3 protein-coding genes and 2 pseudogenes are annotated in these 12470 nt (G+C 51.1%); 2 read left to right on the forward strand and 3 right to left on the reverse strand.

All coding sequences use genetic code 11. The features are described 5' to 3' along the window. Positions 1 to 27 precede the first annotated feature (27 nt). Together B9Y93_RS25300 and ectB are read right to left on the reverse strand one after the other, a co-directional pair. A pseudogene (locus B9Y93_RS25300) lies at positions 28 to 7023 on the reverse strand (amino acid adenylation domain-containing protein); the annotation flags it as partial. A 728-nt stretch (positions 7024 to 7751) separates the two neighbouring features. After that, complete coding sequence (gene ectB / locus B9Y93_RS22010; protein WP_085498323.1) at positions 7752 to 9035, reverse strand: diaminobutyrate--2-oxoglutarate transaminase; 1284 nt, start codon at positions 9033 to 9035, stop codon at positions 7752 to 7754. A gap of 1337 nt (positions 9036 to 10372) precedes the next feature. Here ectB and B9Y93_RS22015 point away from each other — a divergent pair. After that, a complete protein-coding gene (locus B9Y93_RS22015) occupies positions 10373 to 10933 on the forward strand; it encodes an SMI1/KNR4 family protein (RefSeq protein WP_085498326.1) in 561 nt (186 codons plus the stop codon). An 87-nt stretch (positions 10934 to 11020) separates the two neighbouring features. Beyond that, positions 11021 to 12143 (forward strand): annotated as a pseudogene (locus B9Y93_RS22020) (IS3 family transposase). Between the two features lies 1 nt (position 12144). Here the strand turns inward: B9Y93_RS22020 and B9Y93_RS22025 are convergent. After that, positions 12145 to 12441 (reverse strand): nucleotidyltransferase family protein, encoded by a 297-nt coding sequence (locus B9Y93_RS22025; protein ID WP_085498328.1) that lies wholly within the window; start codon positions 12439 to 12441, stop codon positions 12145 to 12147. Positions 12442 to 12470 lie beyond the last annotated feature (29 nt).

Here is a 12470-nt window from a genome sequence, read left to right on the forward strand (position 1 = left end):
TACGTCGCGCAGAGGCAGCTCGACGTTCAGCTCCTGATGCACCTTGCTCACCAGTGTCGTCGCCCGCAGGGAATGGCCGCCCAGGTCGAAGAAGTTGTCATGAACCCCAATGTGCACTAGTCCGAGCACGCTCTTCCAAATTCCGGCCAAGCTGGCTTCCAGCGCAGTCCGAGGCGGAGTCCGTCCTTCCCCCGGCTGCAAACTCTCCTCTGGCGCCGGAAGAGATCGGCGGTCGACCTTGCCGTTCGTCGTCAGCGGGAGCCGCTCCAACTGAATCAGGTACGCCGGGATCATATAGGCCGGCAGTTCCTGGGAAAGCACGTTCTTCAGCTCGGTCGCCGAAAGCTCGCAGTCCGCTTCATAATAGGCGCAAAGCTGCTTCTCGCCGGAGGCGTTTTCCCGCGCAAATACCGTCGATTTCCGAATTCCCTCCACTTTCTGAAGCTGAGCTTCAATCTCGCCCAGCTCAATGCGGAAGCCGCGGATTTTTACTTGGTCGTCCGTTCGTCCCACATATTCAATCGTTCCGTCCGGCAGCCATTTCGCCAAATCCCCCGTCCGGTACATGCGCTCTCCCGGCACAAACGGATTGTCTACAAATTTCTCCGCCGTCAACTCCGCTCGGTTATTGTAGCCCCGTACCAAGCCTTCTCCGCCGACGCAAAGCTCCCCGACCACGCCGATCGGCAGCAGCTTATTCCGGCTGTCGACGATATACACCATCGTATTGCTGATCGGCCGTCCAATGGGTACAGTAGCCGCCGACTCCTCGACGAAGTCGACCGGAAGGTACGTGGTATAGACCGTGCTTTCCGACGGGCCGTACAGATGGTTGAGCCTGCCCGGTCCGATATGGGCGAGCGCTTTATGCACATGGCGGACCGACACGCGCTCTCCCCCGAACAAAATCGCTCGGACATCCCGCAGGCAGTCTACGTTCACATCTACAAGTGTGTTGAAAAAAGCTGTCGTAATCAGCATGACCGAGATGCGTTCGCGCTGGATGAGCTCCGCCAGACGGCCGATTTCCAGCAAAGTCTCGCGAGGAACCAGCACGAGCCGCGCCCCATTGGTCAAAGCGCCGAAAATATCAAAGATCGCTCCGTCGAACGAATAGCTGGAAAGCTGGAGGACATGATCCCGCTCGGTGATGTCGATATAATTCGTATTTCGCACGATCCGCACGATGTTGCGGTGCGTAACAAGGTTGCCTTTCGGCTTGCCCGTCGTGCCTGACGTATAGATAATGCAGGCCAGATCTGTCGCTTCAGTGCCAGGGCTTAGATTGGTGCCGTCCTCGTGATAGAAGGACTCGTCATCTAGTAAGATCACGGAGTCCGAACCCGCCAGACGCTCGCGCAAGCGGCTCTGCGTCAGCATGACCTGGGCCCCCGAATCCTCGATCAAGAAACGGATACGCTCCTCGGGATATTCCGGATCAATCGGTACGTAAGCCGCTCCAGCTTTGTGTGCCGCCAGCATGCCCACCACCATTTCGATGGAGCGCTCAGCCATAATGGCGACCAGACAGCCCTTGGATATCCCGTGGCTACGCAAGGTACGGGCAAGGCGGTTGACGCGTTCGTTCAGCTCGCGGTAGGTCAGCTCTTGCTCGTTCAACGAGATGGCGGCTGCATCCGGGATGCGCTCCGCTTGCTCTTCGAACAATTGAATGAGCGTCTTCCCGCGCGGGAATTTCGTGGTCGTGTTGTTAAAACGTCCGAGAAGGTCGGCCTTTTCCACCTCAGTCACAAGTTCCAGCTCGCCCACCGCAATATCCGGGTTATCCGTCACCTGCTCCAGCAGATGGACGAGATGCCCCTTGAGCCGCTCGATGCTGTCTTTATCGAACACTTCGGCGTTAAAGTCGAACCGAATTTCGATCTCGGCTCCCGGCACTACGGTCACGTTGAAGTTATAGTTCGTCTGCTCCTCCATCTGAACGTCAGCGATCGTCAGGTCGCCATGCTGCTGGTCGTCGGCCTGCTCCATCTGCTCGTCCACCGGATAGTTTTCGAAAGCGATGATATGGTTGATCAGGTTCTGCTTTTGTACGCTGCGGGCTTGAATTTCATACAGGGGATAGTAAGCATACTGCCCGGATTCCAGCGCCTGCTCTTGGAGCTTCCCCATTAGGTCGGCGAACAGGGTATCCGCTGCGCTTGTAACGCGGACCGGAACCGTATTGATGAACAGTCCGATCATAGACTCAATGCCCGGGATTTCCGCCGGTCTTCCGGCCACGACGCTGCCGAATACAGCATCGCTTGTTCCGTTATATTTTTGCAGCAGCACACCCCAAGCGGCTTGCAGCAGCGTATTGACCGTAACCAGACGTTCTTTCGCCATCCGGTCCATCCGCTTACTCAAGTCCTTGCCCAGCTCCGCGGTGACGTAATCAGCCGTAAATCTGCCGTTCGGCGCCGGTTCCTTTTGCCCTGGGAGTACGATTTGCCCTTCATACCCTGCCAGAAATGCCGTCCAATAGCCGGATGCCGCCTGATCATCCTGATTCTCCAACCATTCGATATAAGCGCCATAATCCGACCCCTTATCTCCTACTGGTTGCTTCCCGGAGGTCAAAGCCGAGTATATCTCGAACAGCTCCTGCGTCAGCTGAGCCAGGCACCAGCCATCCATCAAAATATGCTGGAAACTCCACAGCACATGATAACTTTGCTCTTCGGTACGCAGAATCGTAAATCGAACGAGCGCGTCATGTTCCATGTCGAAGCCGCGAAGCTTGTCATGCTCAGCCTTTTTATCCAAATACGCTTGTTTCTCGTCCGCATCCAAATAAAGCAGCTCTTCATATTCAAAGCCGACCGGCTTGTCGCGGTAAATGATTTGCAGCGGTTCGCCCGCTGGTCCTTTCACAAAATTCGCCCGCAGCACCAGATGACGTTTCGCAAGCTCCATCCAGCTCCTCTCAAAAAGCTGAACGTCGAGCGCTCCTTGCATCGTAAAGCGCGTCTGTTCGAAATAAGCGGCCGTTTGCCGGTCAAGCGCGCTGTGGAACCACATGCCCTTCTGCATCGGCGTAAGCGAGTAAATATTTTCGATTTCCCCGACATGGCCCAAGCGCTGGCCGATTTGCTCCAATTCCGCGATGGTCAAGCCTTTAAATTGCACGTCGCTCGGCGTCAATTCGGTGTTCTCTTTGCCTGCGCAGTGGATAATGAGCTCTCGGAGACTTTGCTCAAGCTGATGAGCGAAGCTTTCCATCGTTTCCTTGCGATACTGCTTGCGGCTGTAGCTGAGATCGAGCGATAGAGCACCGTCCAGCACCATGCCGTTGATATCCAGCACAAAGCTGCGGGCCTGCCGGTCGCTGGTCGGGCTGCCGCTGGAATAAGGAGATATGCCCATCTCATCCTGGTTGACATCGTCGTCGAATTGGCCGAGGTAGTTAAAATTAATTTCCGGCTCTGCGCCCCAGACAAAGCCGTCCTCCAATTTGGAGAGATAGCGGCATATGCCGTACCCAAGCCCCTTGTTCGGAATGCAGCGCAAGCTTTCTTTGACTTGTTTAATCTGATAGGCCATATCCCGGTCGGTTTCCTGCTCCAAGACGACCGGAAACTTAGTCGTAAACCAGCCAACGGTGCGCGTGATGTCGATATCCGTTCCGATCGATTCGCGTCCGTGTCCTTCGAGATTGATCCGCACCCGTTCGTGTCCCGTCCACTTGCGAAGGGCTATGCCGAGCGCCGTTACCAAAATATCGTTCATCTCGGTGTTGTAGGCCCGGTGAACCCGCTTCAGCAGCAGCTCCGTTTCTTCGGGAGTCAAGCGGACGAACAGCGATTCGCTGTCCTGCTGCGTCGTAACGTCCGCCTCCAGATCCTTTGGCAATGTCGGAACCACAATTTGTTCCACGCTCTGCCAGTAGGTGCGTTCCTTCGACATCTCCGGGCTTTGCGCGTAAGCGGCCAACTGCTCGGACCAAGTGCGGTACGCATCCGTTTTCGCCGGGAAACGAATATCGTCGCTTTTGCCGGCCTGCTCGTAACCCGAAGCGAAATCCTCCATCAAAATGCGCCAAGACACGCCGTCCACCACTGCATGATGAACCGCGAGCAGCAAATGATCGCCGTCCGCGCACCGGAACAGTCCCGCCTTCACGAGGGGCCCGTTCTCCAGATCGATGCCCGCTTGAATGTCCGTTGCCTTCGCTTCCACAGCCTGCGCGGTATGCTCCGCACCCTTGAAGTCGAACACGTCCAGCGTGAACAGCAGCCCGCCTCCCTGAATCGCGCGATTCAGCGCGCTAAACCCTTGTTCCGTCTTGCGGAACACCATCCGCAAGGCGTCATGATGCTCGGTCAGCTTTTGCAGCACCTGACGCACCGTCTCTTCGTTGAAGCGTTCCTTCCGGTACAGCATTACCGATTGGTTAAAATGATGCGGGTCTGCAAAGGAGCTCTCGAAAAACCAATGCTGAATTGGTGTCAGCGCCGCTTCACCCGATATTTCGCCTTGATCAATGGTACGTCCGATCGGTTTCACATGCAGGCTGAGCTGTGAGATCGTCGGATATTTGAACAAATCCCGGATTTCCAGCTTGTACCCGGCTTGATGAAGCCTTGAAGATACTTGAATGGACTTGATCGAGTCTCCGCCTAGCTCAAAGAAATGATCCGTTACCCCAACGCGATCGGCGTTCAATACCGCCTGCCACACATCGGCAAGCGTCCGCTCGGCTTCATTGCGGGGAGCTACGTATGCGCCGCTGCTCAGCGCGTTTCCTTCCGGGGCGGGCAAAGCCTTGCGGTCGATTTTGTCGTTCGGCGTAAGTGGCATTCGCGGAAGCTGAACAAAATGCGCCGGAATCATATAATTCGGCAATTTTTGCGCCAGCGCGCTTCTCAGCTCGCCGAGCGTAAGCGGGCGGCCTGCGACCAGGTAAGCGCACAGTTCTTGCCCACTCTTGCCTTCCCGCGCGATTACGATCGTCTCCTGCACGGCGTCGATCTTCAGAAGCTGCTCTTCGATCTCGCCGATCTCGATCCGGAAGCCACGAATTTTGACCTGATGGTCGATCCGGCCCAAATACTCGATATTTCCGTCCGGCAGCCAGCGGGCCAGATCTCCCGTACGGTAAAGGCGTTCTCCCGGCGCAAACGGATGCTCCACGAACTTCTCTGCCGTCAGCTCCGGTTGGTTCAGGTAACCTCTCGCAAGTCCCACACCTGCTACGCACAGCTCGCCGTCCACTCCCGGAGGCACAAGCTGCAGGTGGGCATCCAAAATAAAAATTCGGTGATTGGCCAACGGGCGCCCGATCGGAATGACTCTGCGCTCCGTCTGCTCCTCGTCTGCATCCCAAAGCGTTGTAACAATCGAAGCCTCAGTAGGACCGTAAGCATTGAAATAGCGAACCTTCGCTTTCCATTGCTGAACGAATTCGGCCGATACCGCCGAACCTCCCGTTACGAGCTTCGTTAAGCTGGGGAGGCGATCCGGGTCCAAATATGCGCTGTACGTCGGAGGCAAGATCGCCGCCGTTATCGCATGCTCGTTCATATAACGCTCGAACAGGCGGGTATCGAGAATCGTCTCAGCCGTCGGAATGTACAAAGCCGCGCCAAAATAGAGCGCTTTGAACATTTCCCAGCAGGATGCGTCGAATGACAGGCTAGCGAATTGAACGATCCGGTCATGCTCCGTGATGCCCAGTCTGTCCGCGAACATCAGTTTCAAGCTGACCAAACCGCGATGCTCCAGCATGACCCCTTTGGGTTTGCCCGTCGTACCTGATGTATAGATGACATAAGCCAGGTCATTCGGACCACTGGCCGGCTCCAGGTTCGAGCCATCGGCGCTGTAGGCCTGCTCGTCATCCAGCGCCAACACGGTCCCTTGGAACGGCACCTGCTGCTGGAGCTCCCTTTGAGTCAACAGCAGCTGCGCGTTCGAGTTCTCCAGAATGTAGCGGATGCGTTCTTTCGGGTATTCGGGGTCGATTGGCACATAGGCACCGCCAGCTTTCAGAACCGCTAGAATGCCAACGACCGTCTCCAGCGATCTCCTGGTCATCAAGCCTACGAGCTGATTGGGCTGCACGCCGACTGATCGCAGCGTCCGCGCCAGCCGGTTCGCCCGTTCGTTCAGCTCCGCGTACGAAAGCCGCCTCCCCTCAAAGACAACCGCCGTCGCTTCGGGCACCCGCTTCGCCTGCTCCTCCACGAGCTGATGAATCGTCTGATCACGGGGATAGTCCATCTCGGTATCGTTAAAGCTTTGCAGCAATTGAAATTTCTCGTCCTCCGACAGCATGTCCGCCTGCACGATGTCCAGCTCCAACTCGTGAAGCCCCACGGCCAGCAGGCGATTCAGATGGCCGACGACCCGAGTCATGAACTCGGAGTCATATAAATGCTCGTTATATGACAGCTCTAGCTGTATCGTTCCGCCGGTTAAGCTGAATGCAAAGGAACAATCCGTGACCACGTTTTGCCCAATTTCGTGCAGATGGAGCTCTTTAAGGGATACTAGCGTATGGATGACGGGTATCCCGTCCGCAACTTGCAGGTCCAGCTTCTCCGTCATTTTCAAGAACGGAATATGTTGATGCTGAATCGCTTCCGGCAAGGAAGTCCTCAGCTCGCTCAGAAGCGTTTTAAATGTCGCACCCGCTGAAAGCAAGCTTTTCAAAATGACCGTATGATTAACGGATCGGCGCGACTCCGCCTTGTTCCGTACAATCGGCATGCCGACCAGAATGTCAGAAGCACCTGTATATTTATGCAAGAGTGACTGAACACCGGCGAGCAGAATCATAAAAGCGGCCAGTGGAGCGCCCTTGCTCATTTGAAGGACGCGCTGCGCCGCTTTCTCCGAAAGAGAACCGCCGACGGTACTCATAATGGGCGCCTGGGAGCTCGGAGCCTTGCTGTAAGGCAGCCGCGTCAAGGTATAATCGTCGCTACCGAATTTTTCGTTCCAATACAACGTTTCTTTTTCAAAAGCCACCTGGATCGTTCCCTTCTCTGCATCGGTAAAAGCAATCCGGCGAAGCATATGGCGCAGCAACGCTACAGCCTTGCTCCCCGCCTTTTTCAAATATGTGAAAACAATATCAATGGCTTTCGCCAGGTCACCGCTTCGGTTGCTCAGTTGAACGGATGCGGCAATCCTCTGTCTAGCAGCTGTCCCACTCTGCTCCCATGCGTGAAAGACAACAAAGAGCAACGCTCTACGCAAGAGATGCGGCTACCTCCGGCTCCTCTGCTTCATATGCTTGCTGCGGACGAACCGCTCGAAGACGGTCTTTGGTTTAATATTGGGTTCGGAAATGGATTTGGGGATGGACAAGGGATGTTCCTCCCATCGATGTAAAGCTTGCTGTAGGGTTCTGGACGGCCAGCAGGAAGTCGGCCGTACCTCCGGATTCGGCACCGGAGCTGCCTTTGTCGAAGCCTATGTTTAAGGGGTATGGATACACTATATGTACGAATTTTGTATTCCCCCGCAGCCCTGGTATGGATAAATAAAGATCTAGCTGCGGGGTAGTGATCTTTTCCTGACGATTAGATATGACGATGGCGCTGCATGAGGCTCAAAGAATGCTCCGTATGGTATGAACGGGACAGCCTTGGATTAGCGGTGAATTTCATGCTGACTTGAAGGCACCGCAGGCAGCATGGGGAGAAAATCTTCCAATGGGGTAAATAATAACATCAGGGACACGCAGCCCCCAGAGGGCACATCCGTGCCTATTGCCGGGGCGGTCACCGGCTTGTCCAAGCTTAGGTCGTTACCAGCAAATCCTGAGTCTCCTTAGAGATCACCTGCTGTATACTGGACTTGATAATGTCGCAGCCAGCGGCCAGATGCTCCATCGAGACGGTCAGCGGAGGCATGATCTTCAGCACGCAGTCTCCTCTGCCGGCTCTTTCAATGATAAGCCCGTTCTCGAAGCTGATCTCCGTCATCCGCTTTGCCCCGGCTTCATCCGTGAAGCCCGAGACGTCAATGCCCCAGATCAGGCCAAGCCCGCGGATGGCAATGGACGGGTGCAGAGGCTTGATTTCTTTGTTAAGGAACGAGCGTATAAACGCTTCCTTCTGCTTCACTTCGGCTTCCAGGGCGACTCTGTCCCGGAACTCGAGCGCGGCCTTGGCGGCCACAAAAGCGAGCTGGTTGCCGCGGAAGGTGCCGTTGTGCTCGCCCGGCGTCCAGAGATCCAGTTCAGGCTTCAGCAGCAGGAGGGACATTGGCAGGCCGTACCCGCTGATCGACTTGGACAGGGTAATGAGATCCGGCTCGATTCCCGCACGTTCGAAGGAGAAGAATTCGCCTGTCCGGCCGCAGCCGACTTGAATCTCGTCGGTAATGAGCAGGATATCGTGCCTGCGGCAAAGCTGCTGCAGCCCTCGCAGCCACTGCTCGTCGACGACGTGAATTCCGCCTTCGGCTTGTACCGTTTCAAGCAGGATGGCGGCCGGCTTGTCGATTCCCGAGTGCGAATCAATCAGGATATTTTCGATATAGCCGAGCGTATCCATTTCTGCGAAAGCCCCACTCGGGTGCGGCATGAACGTAACTTCGCCCAGAGGAAGCCCCGCCCCTTCCCTCATGGACTTGGAGCTTGTCACCGACAGGCTGCCGAGCGACATGCCGTGGAAGCCGCCCATGAATGCGAATATCCCCGTTCTCTTCTTCGCCTTGCGTGCGAGCTTCAGGGCCGCTTCCACCGCGTTCGTTCCCGTAGGACCGCAGAATTGAAGCTTGTAATTCAGCTTCTTCGGCTCCAGGATCCGCTCCGAGAAGCTCTGGATGAACTCACGCTTGGCCATTGTATACATATCCAGACCGTGCATAATCCGGTCGGAGGTCAAGTAATCGAGAACCTGGTCCTTGACATAATCGTTGTTATGACCGTAATTCAGTGCCCCGGCACCTGCAAAAAAATCAATATATGCTCTTCCGTCCTCAGAATATAACAGGTCTCCCTTGGCCCGGTCGAATACCACCGGAAAGCTTCTGCAGTAAGATCTTACGTTGGACTCCAGCTTTTCAAAAATGCTCATGCGCTTCATCCTCCATCGGAATTGGGATATGATTGGCTTCATCCTTACTGAACCTTCTGAACCTTCTGACGTCATGGAGCAACATTTTCTCGGCTGTCATTTTCCACAATTGTCGGTCCCCGCATGCCGGCTTACTGGGTAGCCAATGGACTAGTATCCAGCACACAGCTTAAGTAGGTATAAAAAACCTTGAATTGTATGTTCTAGCATAATAGGAAAGATGAGCCAATTAGGATTATATCAAAATTTCCCAGAATGTATAGTAAAGCTTTAGTTAAATTAGGTCTTATCAACATAAGGTGTAAATATTTCGCCTAAAAAGAGCGAATAAAGAAGAAACGTTGGGAATGGTTTGCCATCAATCGAGGAATTCCACGCTTGTCGACATTCAGGTCGTAAATCGAAGTTTACCAATTTGTACTTGGAGTAGAGGAAGGATTCATGCCACTTTTTTCATTCATGTTGCGCCAACGTTTATAACGGTGACTCCTATTCGCCGAGCCATAATTTCAGTATCTAGAACAGATACCTCAACTTCTTTTATCATAGAAGTATCACCGTCCAGATAATCTTCGATATATGCATACGGTGAATTAAGCTCTGCAACACGAAATCAATTATTTTTCTCAATATTTATGTGCTGGTGTACATGATTGATATAAATCACATCGCATCCTTCTTACTTGAGTAGTCTCGAACAACAGCAAGAATAGAAACAATCTTTCTGATATCAATAGCTTCTTTCAAATCTAGCTGAATACATTTTCGAATTAATAGATGCTTGTACAATGAGAATACCATTCCGAACCTTAATCCAAAGTCTTCTTCAACTTGGCATGAAGTATTGGATCATTTCTTTCTGTGGTCACAATTAAGTCAGTCGTCATTATTATTGGTTCCTGTGTCTCAGGGTGTTTAGGATGTCCAAGGCTAAGTTCCTCTGAAATTAAAAATGTATCCTTACCATTCAAGTATAACGACCAAGTGATGATACATCTTGGTGAACAAAGAAAATAAAGTAGTAGACTGGACTTGTTGATTCTACAAGATTTTTGAATATAAAAATCATCACCCTCCGAGAAATAAGATTTAGACAGACTCATGATTTAAAAATTAGTTTTAGACTCAATATCAGAATAAAGCAGTTCATGGACACAAACTGGATACTAAAGTAATAGACTGTCTCAATGGTTTATCCGTTAGTTGAACGAAATTCAGACTATAAATAAATAGCCATTCCGTTATACTTTGAAATTAAAGGGTGAATTATTAAACATTCACGCCAAGATCAAGGTCATAATTACATTCGCGATTTTTTTAGTGAAGGAGGCTATGTATTGGATAAACGGGACTATATAAAAAAAGGATTTGAAGCTTATTATCGACGATATGATCAAATTACGGAGGATGGATTTTGCAGATGGATGGGACCAGACGTTCCGGGTGAAATGAAGGCAACCGACTCTGAGGAGGAGTGGTCGATATGGAGATTAGTTCCTTCTACCGTAACTGATGACGACATTTGTGCGCTGGAAAAAGAATTCGGGCTGGACTTTCCGGAATGGTATCAAGCATTCATTTCAACCTATCATCACTATTTCGACATTGTGCCAGCACAACCGGTCGATAAGCCGTTACGCAAAATTCAAGATATGTATAATCCAATCCTGTGCAAGTGGGGTTACCTTCCATTCGCCTGGGACTCCGAGTATGGTCACATATTATGCATGGATCTTACTGGCCCGGATGAGGAGCACCATGCAATCTATGAGATTGAACATGAAATATTATTTGATTTTGATGAAGAAAAGACAGGGAGCGATCAACTGAAAGCGTCGATGAAATTTTTGTATCCCAATTTCAAATCGTTTTTTGACTATGCTTTTGAATTGAAATAGAGAGACAAGTGAATCGGCTACACTTAGTTGGACAATAAAAATAAGGGCTAGTAGAATGAAGAGAATAATACTAGGAGCGGATCTACTATGCCAAAACAAAGACGTACATTTACAGCAGAATTCAAAAGACAAATGGTCCAGTTATATGAAAATGGAAAGCCAAGGGCAACGATTGCCAGAGAGTATGAACTTAGTCCATCTGCCCTCGATCGCTGGATTAAGCAATCGCAAACGTCAGGTTCGTTTTCTGAAAAAGATAACCGAACAGCTGAAGAGAATGAACTCATCGCTCTTCGTAAGCGAGTTCAGCGGCTTGAAATGGAAAATGACATTTTAAAGCAAGCCGCGCTGATCATGGGACGAAAGTAAAGATCATTAAGCAGAACAGTGATAAATACTCGGTATCAGCATTGTGCGAAGTCCTGCAAATCTCCAGAAGTACCTTCTACTATGAAACGAAAGCAAAAGACAACGATGACGAAATAACGACGGCTATCGTAGAGATCTTTAATGCCAACCGAAAAGCGTATGGAACGCGCAAATTGAAGGTCAAACTTCAGGAACAAGGCTATACGGTTTCAAGACGTCGAATCGGACGGATTATGAAAGAGCAGGGTCTGGTGTCCACGTACACAATAGCGCAGTATAAGCCGCACAAGACTGCTTATAACGAAGCGATAACGGCGAATGAGTTAAAACGTGAGTTCGATCAAACTGAAGCTAAACGCTTCGTAGTCAGCGATCTCACTTATGTCAAGGTCCAGCACAAGTGGCAATACAATACATTTGCGTGCTGATCGATTTATTTAACCGAGAAATTATTGGCCACAGTGCAGGTCCACACAAGGATGCTGCTCTGATTTCCCGTGCCTTTGCCACGGTAGAAGGCGATTTAAGCGACATTCAGTGGTTTCATACGGATCGTGGAAGCGAGTTTAAGAATCAGACCATGGACGATCTATTAGAAGCGTTCAACATTGGTCGCTCCCTGAGCATGAAAGGCTGTCCTTATGACAACGCCGTTGCTGAAGCTACTTACAAAGTGATGAAAACAGAATTCGTCAATCAGATGAATTTCCAGAGTCTTCATCATCTAAAACTAGAATTATATGATTATGTAAACGGGTTTAATAAACATCGTGTTCATGGCACACTAGGCTACATGACGCCAGTTCAGTACAAAGCAGAGGCCCTTAAAAAAGTTGTCTGATTCACTGTTGACAGTCCACAATTCTAAGACCAATTAAGTCAGGAAGTTCAGAAACAAATTTGGGGGGATTATTTTTATATCTATCTGCATATCGTTTTCTTATTATTTTTTCTGATAAACTTGAAGTCCCCTTGACCCGCCCCTGTAACAAGGGGTTAGAGATATTTATCTTTGATAATATGTTTTCTTCTACAAAACCTAGAATTTTATCCTTAAGCTCTCTTTCAAGTTCTTCTCTTTGTTTGTCTAATACTTGCTTAGATTCTGAAATAAATTCTGACAAAGTAAGCTGCACCACTTCATCCTCACCTTCTTTTTATTGGATCA

Origin of the sequence: Paenibacillus aquistagni, assembly GCF_900177815.1 — a bacterium.
GTDB classification, from domain to species: Bacteria; Bacillota; Bacilli; order Paenibacillales; family Paenibacillaceae; genus Paenibacillus_B; species Paenibacillus_B aquistagni.

Coding starts and splice junctions, on each gene's coding strand:
- ectB (WP_085498323.1), bottom strand. CDS start 9,035: ATGAGCATTTTTGAAAAGCTGGAGTCCAACGTAAGATCTTACTGCAGA.